This window comes from Roseateles aquatilis (assembly GCF_002205645.1).
Lineage (GTDB): Bacteria > Pseudomonadota > Gammaproteobacteria > Burkholderiales > Burkholderiaceae_C > Roseateles > Roseateles aquatilis.
The window spans coordinates 95,616-113,778 of sequence record NZ_NIOF01000002.1; the positions used below are offsets into that span (position 1 = coordinate 95,616).

At 63.2% G+C, this 18,163-nt stretch carries 19 protein-coding genes; 14 read left to right on the forward strand and 5 right to left on the reverse strand.

Annotated features, from left to right (window positions below):
- Positions 1-30: 30 nt before the first annotated feature.
- The 3 genes from CDN99_RS05870 to CDN99_RS05880 all read right to left on the reverse strand — a co-directional run bounded on the left by CDN99_RS05870 (position 31) and on the right by CDN99_RS05880 (position 2,719).
- A complete protein-coding gene (locus tag CDN99_RS05870; protein WP_088383601.1) occupies positions 31-411 on the reverse strand; it encodes a hypothetical protein in 381 nt (126 codons plus the stop codon).
- Positions 412-487: 76 nt separating this feature from the next.
- On the reverse strand, positions 488-1,828 hold the full coding sequence (locus CDN99_RS05875) for an alpha/beta hydrolase family protein (RefSeq protein ID WP_158218766.1): 1,341 nt from the start codon (positions 1,826-1,828) through the stop codon (positions 488-490).
- Between the two features lie 294 nt (positions 1,829-2,122).
- On the reverse strand, positions 2,123-2,719 hold the full coding sequence (locus CDN99_RS05880; protein WP_088383605.1) for an ATP-dependent Clp protease proteolytic subunit: 597 nt from the start codon (positions 2,717-2,719) through the stop codon (positions 2,123-2,125).
- A gap of 93 nt (positions 2,720-2,812) precedes the next feature.
- Between CDN99_RS05880 and CDN99_RS05885 the strand changes: the two genes are divergently transcribed.
- The 7 genes from CDN99_RS05885 (at position 2,813) to CDN99_RS05910 (ending at position 10,712) form a co-directional block, all read left to right on the forward strand.
- Entirely contained in the window at positions 2,813-3,607 is a 795-nt protein-coding gene (locus CDN99_RS05885) for a sigma-70 family RNA polymerase sigma factor (RefSeq protein WP_088383607.1), read from the forward strand.
- A 341-nt stretch (positions 3,608-3,948) separates the two neighbouring features.
- On the forward strand, positions 3,949-5,250 hold the full coding sequence (locus tag CDN99_RS28100) for an HlyD family secretion protein (protein ID WP_141100659.1): 1,302 nt from the start codon (positions 3,949-3,951) through the stop codon (positions 5,248-5,250).
- Positions 5,251-5,764: 514 nt separating this feature from the next.
- On the forward strand, positions 5,765-6,043 hold the full coding sequence (locus CDN99_RS28105; protein ID WP_141100660.1) for a hypothetical protein: 279 nt from the start codon (positions 5,765-5,767) through the stop codon (positions 6,041-6,043).
- A 44-nt stretch (positions 6,044-6,087) separates the two neighbouring features.
- Entirely contained in the window at positions 6,088-8,220 is a 2,133-nt protein-coding gene (locus tag CDN99_RS05895) for a peptidase domain-containing ABC transporter (protein WP_238139396.1), read from the forward strand.
- A gap of 477 nt (positions 8,221-8,697) precedes the next feature.
- Positions 8,698-9,024 (forward strand): hypothetical protein, encoded by a 327-nt coding sequence (locus tag CDN99_RS05900; RefSeq protein WP_141100661.1) that lies wholly within the window; start codon positions 8,698-8,700, stop codon positions 9,022-9,024.
- A gap of 239 nt (positions 9,025-9,263) precedes the next feature.
- Positions 9,264-10,160 (forward strand): fructosamine kinase family protein, encoded by an 897-nt coding sequence (locus CDN99_RS05905; RefSeq protein ID WP_088383613.1) that lies wholly within the window; start codon positions 9,264-9,266, stop codon positions 10,158-10,160.
- Positions 10,161-10,358: 198 nt separating this feature from the next.
- A complete protein-coding gene (locus CDN99_RS05910) occupies positions 10,359-10,712 on the forward strand; it encodes a cupin domain-containing protein (RefSeq protein ID WP_088383615.1) in 354 nt (117 codons plus the stop codon).
- Between the two features lie 108 nt (positions 10,713-10,820).
- On the opposite strand, the gene CDN99_RS05915 is transcribed toward CDN99_RS05910, so the two are convergent.
- Positions 10,821-12,449: a rhodanese-like domain-containing protein gene (locus CDN99_RS05915; RefSeq protein WP_375134423.1), complete on the reverse strand. Its 1,629-nt coding sequence runs from the start codon at positions 12,447-12,449 to the stop codon at positions 10,821-10,823.
- Positions 12,450-12,544: 95 nt separating this feature from the next.
- Positions 12,545-13,534 carry an aliphatic sulfonate ABC transporter substrate-binding protein gene (locus CDN99_RS05920; protein WP_088383617.1) on the reverse strand — a complete coding sequence of 330 codons (990 nt, stop codon included), beginning with the start codon at positions 13,532-13,534 and terminating at the stop codon, positions 12,545-12,547.
- A gap of 286 nt (positions 13,535-13,820) precedes the next feature.
- On the opposite strand from CDN99_RS05920, the gene CDN99_RS28110 reads away from it, so the two are divergent.
- From CDN99_RS28110 to hscB, 7 genes are all read left to right on the forward strand, one after another.
- Positions 13,821-14,015, forward strand: a complete 195-nt coding sequence (locus tag CDN99_RS28110; RefSeq protein WP_141100662.1) for a hypothetical protein — start codon at positions 13,821-13,823, stop codon at positions 14,013-14,015.
- A 13-nt stretch (positions 14,016-14,028) separates the two neighbouring features.
- A complete protein-coding gene (locus tag CDN99_RS05925; RefSeq protein WP_141100663.1) occupies positions 14,029-14,496 on the forward strand; it encodes a hypothetical protein in 468 nt (155 codons plus the stop codon).
- Between the two features lie 365 nt (positions 14,497-14,861).
- Positions 14,862-15,395 carry a Fe-S cluster assembly transcription factor gene (locus CDN99_RS05930; RefSeq protein WP_088383621.1) on the forward strand — a complete coding sequence of 178 codons (534 nt, stop codon included), beginning with the start codon at positions 14,862-14,864 and terminating at the stop codon, positions 15,393-15,395.
- Positions 15,396-15,455: 60 nt separating this feature from the next.
- Positions 15,456-16,676 carry an IscS subfamily cysteine desulfurase gene (locus CDN99_RS05935; protein ID WP_088383623.1) on the forward strand — a complete coding sequence of 407 codons (1,221 nt, stop codon included), beginning with the start codon at positions 15,456-15,458 and terminating at the stop codon, positions 16,674-16,676.
- A gap of 70 nt (positions 16,677-16,746) precedes the next feature.
- A complete protein-coding gene (gene iscU, locus CDN99_RS05940) occupies positions 16,747-17,175 on the forward strand; it encodes a Fe-S cluster assembly scaffold IscU (protein ID WP_088383625.1) in 429 nt (142 codons plus the stop codon).
- A gap of 10 nt (positions 17,176-17,185) precedes the next feature.
- Positions 17,186-17,509: an iron-sulfur cluster assembly protein IscA gene (iscA, locus tag CDN99_RS05945; protein WP_088383627.1), complete on the forward strand. Its 324-nt coding sequence runs from the start codon at positions 17,186-17,188 to the stop codon at positions 17,507-17,509.
- Between the two features lie 70 nt (positions 17,510-17,579).
- Entirely contained in the window at positions 17,580-18,095 is a 516-nt protein-coding gene (hscB, locus tag CDN99_RS05950) for a Fe-S protein assembly co-chaperone HscB (protein WP_088383629.1), read from the forward strand.
- Positions 18,096-18,163 lie beyond the last annotated feature (68 nt).

The following is an 18,163-nucleotide window of genomic DNA, read 5'->3' on the forward strand; positions in this document are numbered from 1 at the left end:
GCGCGAGCGCCGGTCAGTCGACGGAGCGGATCAGACTCGGAGTCTGAGCGTGGAAAGGAAGAGAGGCGCAGGGGGCGGCTGCCCCTGGGCGGTGGCGGTGTCCGGCGTGACCGGGGCCACCTGGGCGTCGAGCGCCTGGGGCAGTTCGAGTTCGTGCACGACCATCGGGAGCGAGACGACCGGCAGCTTGGCCGCCTCGAAGGTCTTGCCGGGATCGGCGGCGTGCTGATGGCAAAGCGCCGGCTGGTCCTGGTCCATGCCGTCGCACGGCATGCCGGCGTCCATCGCGGCCGTCATCGCCTCGCCGTCGTCCTGGGGACAGACGTAATTCGCCAGCGCCAACTGCGAGAACAGCAGCGACAGCACCACCAGCAAGGTGGTGCTCAGGCGATGGAGGAGGCGGTGGCGCATGACCGGCGGAGTGTAGCCAAAAGGGCAGGACCGGTGGAGGCCCTCAAACCCCCGAACTCGCGCCTGCGCTCGACGATCACTGGCCGCCAGCGGGCAAGGTCATGACGGCATTCCCGTAAGCATCGCCGACGCGGCCGTCCCGGATGAAGTCGCGCATCATTTGGAAGTAGCCCTTGGGGAATCGCGTCGACACGCGCCTGCCGTCCGGGTTGACCTCAAATTCGGTCATGCCGTGATCGGCGCCTGGATAGACGGCCAGCGTGTAGCGTTTGCCCGCGGCAATCAGCGAGCGGATGCTCGCCGCGGATTCGGCGCTTGGCGCGACCCGATCGTCCGCCGCCAGGATCCACAACTGCGGCGTGGTGGAGGCGCGCAGGGTCGGCATCGGGTCGTATCGGAAAGACGTCTCGAACTTGTACTTCGTGTTCAGCCCCTCGACGATCTGCGCCTTGTCCAGGGGCAGCACCAGGTGCAGGAAATTGCCGCGCACGTCCTTGTACCAAGGCTCCGACTTGTACTTCTGCCTCAGCGCATCGAACGCCTCATACCCGTCCCTGCCGCGCGATTCGATCACCCGTTCACCGGCGCGCGTGAGTGCCAACGCCTTCTCGGTGTCCTGCGCCGAATGCCCGTTGGTCCGCATCTCGAGTGCGACGCTCTGCTGGTCCTGGTCGATCATGGACACCGTCAGGCCGAAGCCCACGATGACGAAGTCCACCGGCGAGCGCTGCGCCGCCAGCGGTGCGATCCAGCCTCCCTGGCTGCCGCCCTGATATCCGACGCGGCCCGCGCGTGCCCCCGCCAGGCGGCGGGCCTCCCGCATCGCCAGCACCGCGTCGTCGGCCAGCACGTCGAAGTCCTGCGTGTAGGCGCCGCCGGACGCGCCGGTGCCGCGCTTGTCGTAGACGAACACGCCGATGCCCTCGGCGGGCAGTGCGCGTTGAAGGGAGTTGGTGTCGCGCGCGGAATCGTCCTCCGAGCCGTGGAGGAGCACCACCACGGGGACCGGCCCCTTGCCCTTGGGCAGCACCAGGCGGCCGACCAGCTTGATGCCGTTCGACTCGAAGCGGGTCTCGCTCACGTCGAACGCGAGGCGGTGACCGCGCTTCCCGCCGAAGGTGATCTCGCTCTTTTCGCCGTCCTTGCAGTCGGCGGAGGACAAGGTGTCGGTGGCGGGTCTGTCGGTCCACCCCACCGTGCTGGTCCACGAGCCGTCCGCCTGCGGGCGCAGCCGTCCTGTCTCGCCCGTGAAGGCGGTCCAGTGCAGGGTATCGCCTCGCGACGGCGCGATGTCGAGCGTCTGGCCGTTCTCCAGTTGATAGGCGCCGATCAGGCAGCGCTTCGCGGTTTGGGCGGTCGCCGAAAGGGGCAGTGACGCGAGGGCTCCGCAAAGCGAGAGCACGACAAGTGATTTCAATTTCTTCCCTCGAAGGTCTTCAGGTGGTTGGACTCGGACCTCCTCGCCGCGCGCGAAGAGGTGTCGGTGCCGGTTGTCGACGGCGGCGCGTCGATCGATCGGTTGTCGGCGGCCGCAGTGTCGACGTCGGTTCAGGACGCGGCGAGGGTCAGGTGATGCGGTGCGCGAGCGCGGGGATGAACTGCGATCCCGGCTGACGAGGTGCGGGACGAGATGCCGACACCACGGTCCCATTGGTGGAAAGTCATGCGATCGGAGCGATGGCCCGAAGCTGGCCCCGCTCCGTCGATCGGCTCAAGTCCCCCGGAGCTCGGCCTTGCGCTCGATGATCCGCGACACCAGCCCGTACTCGACTGCTTCCTCGGCCGACAGCCACCGGTCCCGTTCGATGTCGATCAGCACCGCGTCCAGCGGCTTGCCGGTTTCCCGCGCGATGGTGCGCGCGATGCGTTCGCGGGCCTTGACGATTTCGCGAGCCTGGATGGCGATGTCGCTGGCCGGTCCGCCGGCGCCACCACTGGGCTGGTGGATCAGGAAGCGCGTGTTGGGTAGGCAGCAGCGTCGCTCGCGGGGTGCCGCCAGGAACAGGTGGGTGGCGGCGCTGCCGACCCAGCCGGTGCCGATCATGGTCACCGGCGCGGTGATGAAACGCACGACGTCGTGGATGGCGTCGCCCGACTCCAGATGGCCGCCCGGCGAGCTCACCAGCACGTCGATGGGCGCGTCGCTGTCGGCGTCCAGCGCGATGAGGCGGCGCGCCACGTCGGCGGCCGTGACGTCGGTGACGGTGCCGAAGATCAGCAAGGTGCGCGCCTTGAAGGCTTTCTCCTCCAGGTAGGAGGTGCGCGGTTCCGTCGGGCTGGAGGGCGTGGCGGTGGTGGGGGCGTCCATGGTGGAGTCCTCGTGGTTGAACTGCTGCCTTGACGAACGAGGCGCGGTCCGCGTGACACCAGACCCGCGATCGGGCTGTGGCAAGCTGCGCCGATGCACGACGAACACAGCCGGTTCCTGATCGACATCGACCACCGCCGCCTGGTGCGCGCCGCCACCCGTTTGCTGGGCCCGGCGGAGGCCGAGGACGCCGTGCAGGACGCCTACGTCCGGGCGCTGGAGGCCGACGCCAGGGAGCTTGATGTCGCGCAGGCATGGCTGCTCACGGTGGTGCGCAATCTGGCGATCGATCGGTTGCGGCGGCGGCAGTGGATGCAGGAATGGCTGGCGGAGGCGAGTGCCGACGATGCGACGCGGGCATCCCCTTCGTCGGAAATGGAAGCCGCCTTGGCGGAAGAGGTCGCCCACGCGCTGCGACTGCTGGCTTCACGGTTGACGCCGATGGACGGCGCCGCGGTGTTGCTGCACGAGGTGTTCGAGGTCGAGCATGCCGAGATCGCGCGAGTCAGCGGGAAGTCCGAAGCGGGTAGTCGGCAGCAGTTGCGGCGGGCGCTGGCGCGGCTGCGGCAGGCGGCGGGTGAATCAAGGCGTGGATCCGGGCCTGATCTGGATTCGAGTGAGGAGAAGGTCTATCGCCTGTACCTGGAGGCATTGCAATTGCGCGATTCGCAGACGCTGTGGGCGATGCTCCGGCAGCCGCCGATCAGTGCGATGGGGGGATGGGCTTCCGTGGCGGTTGGAGTTGCGCCGGCGCAGTCCGCAACCGCCTGCGGCGTCATGCAGGTGGGTGGGCAACTGGGCCTGGTGCTGACGTTGGATGGGGTTAGCTTATGCGTGCTGCCGTTGGGTGTGGGTGCGGGGCGCGAGTCGGCGAGCGTACTGTCCTAACTTAGGCGGGCCCCTGGGTCGAACTGCTGCTCCGAAGCGGTCGCCAACCGCTCATTGCTCAGGATGGCGTGGTATCTGCCTCGACAGAACAGGTCGTCGCGCGAGGTGAAATACGTTGCTAGGCAGACGGTCGACAATTCAATTGCCGTCGGCACAACGCATATCTGTGGCCCCTCAATTTTGCTGGCCACGGCCGGAATAAAATCCATGGTTCGCCACATTACTGTCACGCAAGCGAACTTTCTGAAGATATAGAGGCAATTTTATCCCTCCAAAGAGGGGTTTCATCGATTGTGTGAGCCATGCGAGACTGAATCTCACAACTTGGCTCAATCGATAAATTGACTCAGAAAAATCTCTTTCGCCCAGAGGCGTTAAATAGTGCAGGCACGCAATGGCTAGGCACAATACGCATTCATCGCCCTCTCAGTTTCTCAGTTCTGACCGGCGGGATCCTGGCGATCGGCCTGGGATTGAGTTGCTATGCATATTTTGGAAAAGTTACTAGGACGGCGAAACTGCCCGGTATATTAATCCCGGCTAGTGGCCTTGTCGTGATTGGCGCGCCGCAGGCGGCGACCATTGACAAAGTTTATGTTTCCGAGGGCGAGCTCGTGTCAAAAGGACAGGCGCTCCTGCGGCTTCGCATTGAGCGAACGACCTCCGCTGGTGATGTTGCCGAACTAAACGCACGCGCGATCCAGCAGCGACGAATCGGACTCGAAACCGAACGCACCCTCGCCTTGCAGCAACGCCGTCAACGTGTGGATGCTCTGAAAGAACGGCTGAGGAGTCTCGCCGCCGAGGAGAGACAGGCTGAAGCCGAACTGGATACTCTTCGCTTACGGGCGATGCTTTCAGCCAAAAGTTACGAGCGCTCCGCGCAATTGGAGCGCGAGCGCTTTATCTCAGACGCACAATTACAGCAAAAGCAGGAGGACTTACTGGATGTCCAATTGCGACAGCGAGCTGCGGAGCGCAGTGTCGTTGCCCTGAAGCGGGATGCCGAGGCGGTAGAAGCGGACTTGCTGGCCAATGAGACAAACACCCGAACCACGCTGTCTCAATTGAATCGAGCTATTTTTGTCCTGGACCAGGAGCTGGCTGAGAATTCTGTTCGCTCTATTATTGTAATAGCTGCGCCAAAGGACGGGAAAGTCGGACCGTTGAATTTTGGACAAGGTTCGACTGTCCAAGCTGGTCAGGCTATATTGCAAATGACTCTTGGGACTTCTCGGGATGAGAAAGTTCTCGAGGCTCAACTCTACGGACCCAGCCGGGCTGTGGGGTTCATATCAACTGGCCAGACGGTATGGATGAGGTACGGCGCTTATCCACATCAAAAGTTCGGATTGGCAAAAGGCACGGTTGCAAAAGTCAGTGAAACCCCAATTGCCGCTGCAGATCTCCCCGTTGGTCAAGCCTCGGCGCTTCTTTCTGCCGCACAGGTGAACGAGCCTCTCTACAGGGTCACGGTTAGTCTTGAGAAGCAGCATGTTGATGCGTACGGCCAGCGCAAGCCGTTGAAGCCCGGTATGACGCTGAATGCCGATGTGGCGCAGGATGAGCGAAGAATTTGGGAATGGATTCTCGAGCCACTCCTGGCGCATTCACCAATTTTCCAATCCATGAAAGGCAAGTGAGGTGCATTGATGAGATAGATTGAATGATTGTCCGATCTGAAATCCAACATCCTAAATACTGGTGAAATGATATGAGAGATCTAACGTTTGATGAGATCGCCTGTGTGAGCGGCGGGGAAATGGAGAGTTCCTCGGGCGGCTCCGGCTCGAGTGGATACTCGTCTGTGTGGGATTCGTCTGCTGGATATTCAATCACGATTGGTTATAATAATCTCACGAATGGTAGTACGGACTTTAGTGTTCATGTCAATTACAATGGGAATACATTCGGGTACTCGTCGAACTCTGCGCAGCAACTTGGTAGCTTTATTGTGGGTGGTGCCGTTGGTGCAACCGTGATAGGTCTAGGTGGGCCTGTATGGGCGGCGACAGCGGTCGGGTTTGCTGCAAAGTACGGATATAGCAAGCTCTGGAGTAGTGGAAGGCAAAATATTCAACAAGATGCGGCTGAATATTTCCCTTAAATAATTCTGAATTCCGGGCAGGAGTGCCCGGCTTCGAGGAAAGATTGAAAATGACCCAGAGCATGATGTTCATTCTCTCCAGTGCTGTATTTGGAATCATCGGCATGTTGATCATGCTGAGCATTGTTCTTGTACTGCGGAGGCTGATGGGATCTGGCCCCGCGCCTCAAACGACTTATGTCGCGGCGACTGTTGTTACAGTAGTTGGGCTTGGAATTTTCGGTTATGGAATTGTGAACGCCGGAAGTGAGGAAATCGGATTTGGAGCTGGCTTGGTCGCGTTGGGATTTATCTGCCTGGCTCGTGTCTTGTTTCGTTCGAAAGTCTGATGATTCAATGGAAAGAAGACGCTTTCTGACATGTCTTAAAAATCGTGAAAATTAAACTTCAAGGTCAGGCAAGCGAGTGCGGACTGGCATGTCTGGCCATGATTTCCAGTCATTTTGGGCAGGACCTGACACTGTCTGATTTGCGTCGACGTTTTCCGACCAGTGTCAAAGGTGCGACGCTACAACAGCTGATTCAGTACGCCACGTCCATGGGAATTTCGGCTCGTGCTGTACGATTGGAAGTGGAGGAAGTGAAAGACCTGAAGCTTCCTTGTATCTTGCATTGGGGAATGAAGCACTTTGTAGTGCTTGAACGGGTTTATAGAGGTGGCCGATCGGCGGTGGTACTGGATCCAGCGGTGGGAAGACGAAAGGTCAGTCTTTCCGACATGTCCAGAGATTTTACGGGAGTGGCCCTTGAATGTGTGGCGACTGCCGAATTCAAGCCCGCAGATGCCCCTCGCAGGGTTTCTATAAAATCGCTTACTGGAAAGGTTGTTGGTGTCAAGCGGTCGTTGGCTCAAATACTATGCGTGGCATTGGTGTTGGAGTTGTTTGCCATTGTCTCCCCGTTGATCAATCAAACCGTAGTTGACGATGTTCTGACCTCTGGAAATCGGGATCTGTTGACGGTGCTTTTGCTGGGGTTTGGGCTATTGCTTATCATCCAGACAGTAGTCGGAATTACCCGGTCGTGGATGGTGATGATTCTTGGGCAAACACTGTCGCTTCAATGGGCTGGTAATGTCTTCTCCCATTTGATTAGACTGCCGGTCGATTTTTTCGAGAAGCGGCACTTGGGGGATATTTCCTCGCGCTTTGCAGCGGTAGGAGCTATTCAGAAGGTGGTAACCGTCGCGGCCATCGAGGCTTTGATTGATGGCATCATGGTAATTGGCGCTTTTGCGATGATGGTTATATATGCGCCGTCTCTGGCCGTGATAACGGTCTTGGCGGTATCTGCATATACTCTTGTGCGCGTTGCGACTTTCTCTGCCTTTCGAGAGGCCGCAGCGGAGCGACTAGTAATGTCAGCGAAAGAGAGTTCTCATTTTCTTGAAACGCTTCGGGCTGTCGCGCCATTGAGGCTATTTGGCCGTGAGTCTCAAAGGACTTCCATTTGGCAGAATCTGATAGTGGATGTGCAAAATAGGGATGTCAGAACTGCCAAGCTGGGGATCTTGTATTCGACCGCGAATACGTTCATATTTGGTGTCGAAAATCTTCTGGTCCTTTGGTTTGGCGCTAGGCTAATTATGGGTGAGCCGAGTGCGCCTGCTAGCTTGACGGTAGGGATGCTGCTCGCCTATGTGAGCTACAAGGGGCAGTTCACCGGCAGAGTTACGGCGCTTGTCGGTTATATTTCCGAGGTCAAGATGCTGAGTCTGCATTCGGAACGGCTGACGGATATTGTGTTGGAGGCGCCGGAGTCGGTGTTGGAGAGTATTCGAGATCTCGGAGATCTAAAGCCGGAAATTGAGTTGCGAAATATTTGCTTTCGCTACTCGCCCAATGATCCGTGGTTGCTGCGTGATGCGTCTCTGCGAATTGAGGCAGGAGAGGTTGTCGCAATCGTCGGGAGATCTGGCGCGGGAAAGACAACCTTGCTGAAGATTATCTTGGGTATACTGAAGCCAACGGAAGGAGAGGTTCTATATGGTGGAATTCCTATTGAGCATTTGGGCTTGAATAACTATCGTGCTCAAATCGGTGCAGTCATGCAGGAGGATACGCTGCTGAGCGGGTCCGTCGGCGAGAACATCTCCTTCTTCGATGGTGAGTTCAATCAAGAAAGAATCGAAGATTGCGCCAAAGTTGTGCAAATTCACGAGGATATCGTGCATATGCCCATGGGATATCAGACGCTCGTCGGGGATATGGGGGCCGGGCTTTCTGGGGGGCAAAAACAACGCATATTGTTTGCCCGCGCGCTGTACAAGTTGCCGCGAGTGCTCGTGCTTGATGAGGCCACGAGTCATCTTGACGCTCAGCGCGAGCATGAATTGTCCGCCGCCTTGAGTGCCTTGCCGCTTACGCGCCTAATTGTGGCGCATCGGTTGGAAACCATTGCCGTTGCGCAGCGCGTTGTTGTGGTCGAGGGCGGAAGAATCAATTCGCGACCGGAGCAGCGCGACCTGACTCCTAGCCCGATGCCCGCCAAACTCAGTCCGGGATGAATCGACGCGAGATCCCTACACACCTTTGAGCCTCAAGCTAAGGTCCATTAGGAGGTGCTATGACGGAGAAGAATCCGTAGCCGAAGAATTCAAGATCGCAACGGTCAAGCAGATCGCGGAACGAGGTCACCGGGTGGCCGATGTGGTAAAAGAGCTGTGAACTGCGACACTCCACAAAATGCGAGGTGTCGAACTTCAACTTTGAGCCGGTCTAACTTACGGGCGGTGGCCTGAAATGCAACCTATGAGTAAAGATTTAGGTCCTAGGCTCGACGAGCAAGACGTCGAAGCCAGTTTGAAGGTGGATCGTGGGTTGGCTTCCGAGGTGGTATTTATCGATCTGCATTCTCCAAATTGCGATATGTATGCCGTGGCGCCAACCTTCGAGGAGCTCATTGTGAAACTGCGGCCGTTTGGACATTAGCCCGCACGTAGAAAGAGCGCGTAGACGCCTGCGGCACACGACGGAAATACCCTATGGATTCGACCTGGGCACTCCGATTGCATTCCCAAGGCAATGCCGTGAAAGACATCAGCAACTACGTGGTGGTCGGCCACTTCAAAAGTGACACCGATGCAGTGATGGCGTTGTATCTGGAGATGTTGGGCGAGGAGGTCCATCTGCTGCCTGGTCAGGAGGTGGAGTTGCTGGCCGCACCCGATCCCAACTTGTTGCCCATCACCGTCTTGCTGGTCCCCATCGGTATGCATGTGCACCCCTACAAGGTGTTCGATCCAGATTGGCACGTGCGGTTCAACGGGCGAGTCATTCGGGCGGGAAATCCGACCCGGTTGGACGAGTAGCAACCGCGGTTCTTGGCTGTCGTTGCTCGCGCGTTTGAAGCAAGCGTGGGGGACGAATACGAGTGCCGGTCCGAAATGATCGAAGACGCCGTCAACCATGCGTCGATGCCTTGCGTTGGGAAACGCGACACCCCTCTTGAACATTCGACTGCCGACTGCGCCATCGCGGCCAATCCAGGGCAGCGAGATTCCCTTCATCTGTTGAACGCCCCGTTGACTGCACCTTTAGGAGGTTACGCATGACAGGACTGCAACCCATTGAAGCTCTCGTATCGTCACATCTGAATGCCGAGTGGCGTGTTCACTCGCGGCGAGACGTCTCAGGCAGGCGGCGGGCGGAGATATTGAATGGGCTTGGAGTGGCGGTGTTCGTCAAGTTCACCAATCCACCACATGCGTTGCGCAAGGCTCAATGCGAGGCCATGGCACTTGAGCGCATGGCGGAGATTCCTGGCGTGCGGACCCCCGCCGTCATTGGAGCGATCGAGATGCCGGATGGTCAGGCTGCGCTGGTGCTGGAGGCCGTCCGCGCGATATATCCGACGTCAGCCAGCTGGGAGGCGGCCGCAGAGATGGTGGTCGCGTTGCATCGCTCCACCGACACCAGTTTCGGCCTCGATCATGACAACTTCATTGGTGACTTCGATCAGGACAACAGCAGGAGCGATAGCTGGCCCCAGTTCTACGCTGGCTCTCGTCTGACGCCGATGCTGCGTCGCCTGGAGACGACCAACATCGCGGAAGCCCAGGAGATCGACCTGCTTTGGCGTGTGATCGAAGGGCTTGACGACATCGCCATCGAGGCCGCTCCTCCCAGTCTTCTTCATGGCGACCTCTGGCCAGGCAACGTGATCTTCGATGAGCGCGGCCCGCTTCTCATCGACCCGGCCGTCAGTTTTGGGGATCGCGAGATGGATCTCGCGTTCGGCCGAATGGCGCTCCACTTGGCGCCGCACCTGGCGTTCCCTGACGCCTTCTACGCCCGATATGAAAGCTTGGCACCGCTGCCATCCGGGCACGAGCATCGAGCCCATCTATGGCAGCTTTGGCCCCTGCTTGCCCACGCCATTCAGGATGGACGCGACTGGATGCCGCCACTCGTGGCAGCAGCTCAGCGGTGCCGAGACGAGGCCTGAGACCGGCTGGCGGCATGTGATCTGGTCGATGGGCTCATTGGCGCTCTTCTTTCCCTGCATCGCCACAGCACAACCCACATCCGCAGCCCCTCAATCTCGCAGATCGCGCCGTCTGAAGCCCCATCTTCAGCATCCGATCCGAAGCCCCGTTCGTAGCATCGGCAGACCCGGAGATTCCCTCCCGAAAGGCCGCCTGCCATGTCTGAACTGCTCGTTACCTTCAAGCTCGACCAACTCGGCGAACCGCGCGAATACCGGCCTCCGGCCGAGCGCGTGCTCGAAGGCGACATCATCTGCCGCAACTGGGACATCGACAGCGCCAAGGACGGCAAGGTCCGTGCGGGTGTCTTCGAGTCGACGCCGGGCTTGAATATCTCCATCAAGGGCGAGACCTGGGAGTTCTGCCTGATCCTGTCCGGCATCGCCGAGATCACCGAGGACGGCCATGCCCCGATCACCTACAAGGCCGGTGACTGCTTCATCATGAAGCCGGGCTACAAGGGGACCTGGCGCACGCTGGAAACGGTGCGCAAGGTCTGGGTCATGGCCTGAGGACCGCCTCGGGCGTGGCCCGCGCCGCATCCGGGCCGCGCCCGCCTTGCCTCGACACGGCGCGCCGCGCCGTGTCCTGACGTGTCGCGCCGCGTCAGACGCGGGCCGTCACGCGGCCGGATCCAGCACCCTGAAGAAATGCGTGCCGTCCCGATCCAGCTGGTTGACGAGCCCGAACTCCCAGTCCAGGTAGGCCTGCATCGCGGCATGCGGGTTGTCCGTGCCCTCATAGGGACGGCGGTAGCGGTCATCGCGCGGGAACGCGAAGCGCGGGTCGGCGGTCTCCAGCCGCAGCCCGGCGTCGAACCAGCCGGTGGTGCCGTCCTCCAGGATCAGCAGCTCGCGGCCTTGCGCGGCGAGGTCCGCCGCGACGTCCGACGCGGCGAAGCGCGGCAGCAGGCCGAGGTTGCCGGTCAGCACGACACGGCGCGCCTGGGGGATCACCGTGCGCAGCGCCTCGGACAGGCGGGCGCGCGGGCTCCACCAGGCGCCGGGGATGTGCCGGGCCACGTAGGTCCCGCTGGGCGCCACGTCGACCACGACGACGTCGTCGGGCTGCGCCTCGCGCCAGCGGGCGAGCTCGCGCGGCGACACCGTCTTCACGACCGGCGGCGACGGGTGCGGCGCGCGGTCGGGGCCGGTTTCCGTGAACGCCTCGTCGTCATGCGGCAGCACCGCCACCTCCCAGCCCATCTGCGCCAGCCAGGCGGCGGCCATGGGGGCGCGCACGCCGTCGTCGTCGGTCACGACGATGCGGGCGCCGCGCACCGGCGCGTGATGGTCGGTCTCCTGCACCAACTGGCCGCCCGGCGCGTTGCGGAAGCCGGGGCGGTGGCCGCGCAGGTACTCCTCGGGGCCGCGCACGTCGAAGCGGTAGGTGGTGCGGTCCGTGTCGGCAAGCCAGTCGGCCAGTTGCCGTGCATCGAGTCGCGCGACCCGGGCGCGTCGCGCCAGGTCGGCCGCGGCGTCGCGCGCCGCGTCGAGGTCACCCACGGGCACGTCCTCGTGCGAGCGTCCCTGGCCGTGCGCCAGCGTCTGGCCGGCGAGCGTCCAGCCGATGGTGCCGTTGCGCAGCGCGACGACTGGATTCGGGATCCCGGCGTCGATCAGCGATTGCGCGCCGATGATGCTGCGCGTGCGGCCGGCGCAGTTGACGATGATCGTCGTGGCCGGATCGGGCGCCAGGTCGCGCGCGCGGCGGACCAGCTCGCCACCGGGCACGCTGATGCCGCCGGGCAGGCTCATGGTGCGGTATTCGTCGAAGCGGCGGGCATCCAGCACGACGACGTCGGCGCGACCGGCCAGCAGCGCCTGCACTTCGGTCGCCGGCAACGACGGCGTGTGGCGGCGCGCCTCGACCAGCTCGCCGAAGGCCTTGCTGGGCACGTTGACGTCGCGGAAGAGCTCCAGCCCCGCGGCGCGCCAGGCGGCGAGACCGCCGGCCAGCAGCGCGACGTCGGTGTAGCCGAGCCCTTGCAGCCGCCGCGCGGCGAGTTCCGCCAGGCCGCCGCCGTCGTCGTAGACGACCACCGGCACGTCGCGGCGAGGCAGGCGCCCCCAGGCGTCAAGCTCCAGCCGGGACAGCGGCAGGTTGGCCGCCCAGAGCGGATGGCCCTGGGCGTAGGGGTCTTCTTCGCGGACGTCGAGGAAGGCGATCTCGGTGCGGGCGAGCAGCGCGGCGCGCACCGCGTCGGGCGAACGTGTCGGCAGCGGCGTCGACGGGCTTGGCGGCGTCAACGGTATCGATGCCGATGCCGATGTCGACGTTGGCGTTGGCGTCGCGATCGACGTCAGCGTGGGCAGGAGCGGGCGTGCGGTCATCGTCGTGTCGCTCATGCGGGGCGCCACACGGGCGAGTCCTGGACCGTCACGCGGCGCGGCAGGATCTGCGCGCCGGTGAAGGCGTCGGCGATGCGTTGCTGCTCGGACAGCGATTCGGCGTCCACCGGGCGGACCGCGTAGCTGCGGCGCTCGTTGGCGGCGGCGACGGTGGCGGCGTCGAGGCCCAGCACCGGCGCGTGCCAGTCGGCCGCGGCGGCGGGATTCTTCTTGACCCAGTCGCCGGCGCGCTGCAGCTCGTCGTAGACGCGTTGCAGCACGTCCGGGTGTTGCTGCGCGAAGGGCGTGGCCGCCAGGTAGAAGCGGCGGTAGGCGGCGATGCGCGTGCCGTCGACGAGGATGCGGGCGCCCGATTGCCGCTGCACGGCGGCCAGGAACGGGTCCCACACGACCCAGGCGGCGACGGCGCCGTTCTCGAAGGCGGAGCGGCCGTCGGCGGGGTTCAGGTAGGCGGGCTCGATGTCGCGGATGGACAGGCCGGTCTGGGCCAGCGCCTCCAGCAACAGGTAATGCGCGCCGGCGCCCTTGGCGAAGGCGACCTTCTTGCCCTTGAGCTGCGCGACCGCGGTGATCGGCGAGTCCTTGCGCACGACGATGGCTTGCGCCGTGGGCGAGGGCGTCTCGATCGCGTAGTAGGTGACCTTGGCGCCCGCGGCCAGCGCGAACGGCGGCACCGCGTCGGCGACGTCGGCGCTCAGGTCGAGCGCGCCGACGTTCAGCGCTTCGAGCAGCGGCAGGCCGGAGGTGAACTCGTGCCACTGCACGGCGACCCGCTGCGGCGCCAGCGCCTTCTCCAGCACGCCGCGCGACTTCAGGAACAGCGTCAGCGTGCTGGACTTCTGGTAGCCGATGCGCAGCGTCTTGGGGTCGGCGGCTCGCGCCAAGGACAGGGCGGCCGGCAGCGCGGCGATGCCGGCGGTCGCGGCGGCCTGGGCCAGCCAGCGGCGGCGCGACGAATCAAGCGAGGAGGGCGGGAAGGACATGGCGCGATCTCAGGGGGAGCCGGTGATCGGTGCAGCGTAGGGGGCGGTCACCCGGTGCCGAACGAAGCAAATCGAGGATCGATAGATGCGGGGTGGTGTTGGGCTGGTCAGTTCAGATTTGATGGATATTTGTATATTTCTCGCAAATGCACATCCGTCGAAGGCGTGGGGTAGTTATTCGATGCTAGGTACATGTCCGTGAACATGTATTCATTCGGTCTCCGTAGAGTTTGTTTCAGCGGTTGGGCCCGACTCGCTTTTTGAAACCAATCTGGAGATATGAATCATGCAGTCGAAAGATATTGAATTGATGGAAGTCGATATGAATCTGCTAGGCGAAGTTTGTGGAGGGTTGGACTGGGAAGGCTACCGTATGAGCGAGAACGTCGAGGATGTGCGCGGCTGCACACCGATGGAGAACTACATCAATCCGGGCAGCGGGCACGCTGCCTCCTGTGATAATCCGCGCTTTAGGAACTGACGGGAGTCGAACGATGCGGGCTGAATGCAAGCATGGGCTGATCGCAGTGCTGTTCGTGTTTGGCCTGCTTTTGCCAATATTCTCAGATGCGATGGAAAGCTCCAGCGCAGTGCTGCCGAAAGCGCTCGTTGATGCGCGGTTCTACTCTTGGGGAATGGTGGGCACTCCGGGTGCGATTTCTGAAGAGGAGAATGCGGCTCGGAAAGTATTCCGAGACTGGTCGCGCAATGAAGTTTTTCGCGCGCTGCCGACCGCCAATCCCGAAGGCAAGCTCTACCTGCTCTGCGTCGTGAGGCGCCGATTCCCCGATCGGTATGCCGAGGCCAAGGCGTTGGCCGGGCTGGCGCAGGACCAGCAGGTGTCCGTGTTCTCGGGCTCCGTCCTGCGCAAGGTGCTGGCCTCGGACCTGATCGGCCAGTTCGAACGCAGCGCCTGCGAGCCGCTGTCCTGGCCCCAAGACCCCGCCCCGAAAGGGGGCTAACGTCGCCGCGATTCACGCGTGGTCGCATTGCGCCCTCATGATGCGCGAGCGCGCCCGGCTGCCATCGGTCGGGCGTCTCAGGCCTCTATATAGGGCCTGGAGGCCTCCATGAGGCCGCTTCCTGCTGCGTCGCAGCATCGGAAGCCATGCCCGCCGGCTCCGGCGGGCGCGATTCGCTGCCCGGCGCCGGCCCCGGCCGCGCCCTCCCGACGCTCGTCGGGGGTAACCCGAGCAAGCCTTCTCTTAATTGAGTAAAATGGTCGGACATTGCGGTGGGTTAACCCTCGCCGCTCCGTGAGCCGGCCGATGACCCGTCGTGCCGCCGCCTCAATGTCCTGCTGCCCGAAGGGCCAAGGAGAAGTTCGATGCGTCTCACCACCAAAGGTCGTTTTGCCGTCACCGCGATGATTGATCTGGCCCTGCGCGAAAACAGCGGGCCCGTCGCGCTGGCGGCGATCAGCCAGCGCCAGCAGATCTCGCTGTCCTACCTGGAACAGCTGTTCGGCAAGCTGCGCCGCCATCAGCTGGTCGAAAGCACCCGCGGCCCCGGCGGCGGTTACTCGCTGGGCCGTCGCTCCGACGAGATCACCGTGGCCGACATCATCGTCGCCGTGGACGAGCCCATCGACGCCACCGGCTGCGGTGGCAAGGAAAACTGCATGGGCGACGACACCGGCCGCTGCATCACGCACGACCTGTGGACGGCGCTCAATAACAAGATGATCGAGTACCTCGACTCGGTCACGCTGCGCAAGCTGGTCGACGACCAGCTCGCCAAGGGCGTCACCGTCGAGGAAGCGCCCATCAAGCGCGCGATCTCCAGCACCCCGGTCGTCAAGCCCATCCGCATCACCGCGCCGAACTCCGTCTTCGCGCTCGGCAGCGCCTTGAGCAAGTGACCCTCGGGACCGGTCCCGCATTCCGTTGAATCAGCAGTCGATCAGAAGAAGAAACTTCCCATGGACATGACCCCGCACTTCCCCATCTACATGGACTACGGCGCGACGACGCCGGTGGACCCGCGCGTCGTCGACGCGATGATCCCGTGGTTGCGCGAGCACTTCGGCAACCCGGCGTCGCGCAGCCACGCCTGGGGATGGGAGGCGGAAGAAGCCGTGGAGAAGGCCCGCGTCGAAGTCGCCAAGCTGATCGGCGCCGACCCGCGCGAGATCGTCTGGACCTCCGGAGCGACCGAGTCCAACAACCTCGCCATCAAGGGCGCCGCCAACTTCTACCAGAGCCGCGGCAAGCACCTGATCACCGTCAAGACCGAGCACAAGGCCGTGCTGGACACGACCCGCGAGCTGGAGCGCCAGGGCTTCGAGGTGACCTACCTCGACGTCAAGGAAGACGGCCTGCTGGACCTGGACGTGCTGAAGGCGGCGATCCGTCCCGACACGATCCTGATCTCGGTCATGTTCGTGAACAACGAGATCGGCGTCATCCAGGACATCCCCGCCATCGGCGCGCTGTGCCGCGAGAAGGGCATCGTCTTCCACGTCGACGCCGCGCAGGCGACCGGCAAGGTGGCGATCGACCTGGCGACGCTGCCGGTCGACCTGATGAGCCTGGCCTCGCACAAGTCCTACGGCCCCAAGGGCATCGGCGCGCTGTACGTGCGCCGCAAGCCGCGCGTGCGCCTGGAAGCGCAGATGCACGGCGGCGGTCACGAGCGCGGCCTGCGCTCGGGCACGCTGCCCACGCACCAGATCGTCGGCATGGGCGAGGCCTTCCGCATCGCCCGCGAGGAGATGGCCGACGAGCTGCCGCGCATCAAGGCGCTGCAGCAGCGCCTGCTGGACGGCCTGAAGGACATCGAGCAGGTCTTCATCAACGGCGACCTGACCCGCCGCGTGCCCCACAACGTCAACGCCTCGTTCAACTACGTCGAGGGCGAGTCGCTGATCATGGGCATCAAGGGCATCGCCGTGTCCTCGGGGTCCGCCTGCACCTCCGCCAGCCTGGAGCCCAGCTATGTGTTGCGCGCGCTGGGTCGCAGCGACGAGCTGGCGCATTCCTCCCTGCGCATGACGATCGGCCGCTTCACGACCGAGGAAGAGATCGATTACGCCGTCTCGCTGCTCAAGGACCGGGTCGCCAAGCTGCGCGATCTGTCCCCGCTGTGGGACATGTACAAGGAAGGCGTCGATATCAGCACCATTCAGTGGGCCGCGCATTGAGCGCCCCCATTGATCGCGACTGATTGACCGCCATCTGATCATTACGAACAAAGACGTTGGAGAACGAGCCATGGCATACAGCGACAAGGTCATCGACCACTACGAAAACCCGCGCAACGTGGGCGGCTTTGACAAGGGCGACGAGTCCGTGGGCACCGGCATGGTCGGCGCGCCGGCCTGCGGCGACGTGATGAAGCTGCAGATCAAGGTCAACCCGGCCACCGGGCTGATCGAGGACGCCAAGTTCAAGACCTACGGCTGCGGCTCCGCGATCGCATCGAGCTCGCTGGTGACCGAGTGGGTCAAGGGCAAGAGCCTGGACGAGGCGCTGACGATCAAGAACAACCAGATCGCCGAGGAACTGGCGCTGCCGCCGGTCAAGATCCACTGCTCGATCCTGGCCGAGGACGCCATCAAGGCCGCCGTCGACGACTACCGCGCCAAGCACGGCGCGACCGCTGGCGCGGCCCAGGCCGAGACCGCCTCCGCGACGGCCTGAGGTCCGGAGCATGTCCGTCACCCTGACCGAAGCCGCGGCCCGCCACGTCACGCGCTACATCTCGAAGCGCGGGCGCGGCGTGGGCGTGCGCCTGGGCGTCAAGACCACCGGCTGCTCCGGCCTGGCCTACAAGCTGGAGTACGCGGACGAGGTCGCCCCGGAGGACGTCGTCTTCGAGGGGCATGGCGTCAAGATCCTGATCGATCCCAAGAGCCTGCCCTACCTGGACGGCACCGAGCTGGATTTCGTGCGCGAGGGCCTCAACGAGGGCTTCAAGTTCCGCAATCCGCGCGAGAAGGATCGCTGCGGCTGCGGCGAGTCCTTCCGCATCTGACCCGGCGCCCGCCGACGGCGCCACCCGCGAAGGGGCGCGGCCCGCGAGCCGCGCTTTTTTCATTGACACCGTGAAACTCGACGACGACGACTTCAGCCTCTTCGGCCTGCCGGCGCGCTTCGCGCAGGATGGCGCCGAGATCGCCGCGCGCTGGAAGGCGCTGGCGGCCAAGGTGCATCCGGACCGCTTCGCCGCCGACGGCGCGGCGTCGCAGCGGCTGGCGATGCAATGGGCGCTGCGCGTCAACGAGGCGCACCAGCGCCTGCGCGATCCGCTCAAGCGCGCCGCCTACCTGTGCGAGCTGCGCGGCGCGCCGATCCAGGCACACGAGAACACGCGCATGCCGACCGCCTTCCTGATGGAGCAGATGGAATGGCGCGAAGGGCTGGACGAGGCCCAGGGCGCCGCGGCGGTGATGAAGATCGACGACGAGGTCGCCGCCCGCGAGCGCGCGCTGCTGGCCCAGGCCGGCCGGCAGCTCGACGACGACCAGGATCCGGCCGCGGCGGCCGAGACGGTGCGGGCGCTGATGTTCATCCATCGCTTCCGCGAAGACCTCGACCGCCGGCTCGAAACAGAAACGTGAGCTGACGCGGCCCCGGCATCGCGCCGACCGCGTCACCGTCCGACAGAACAACCACAACGATCGTTGGT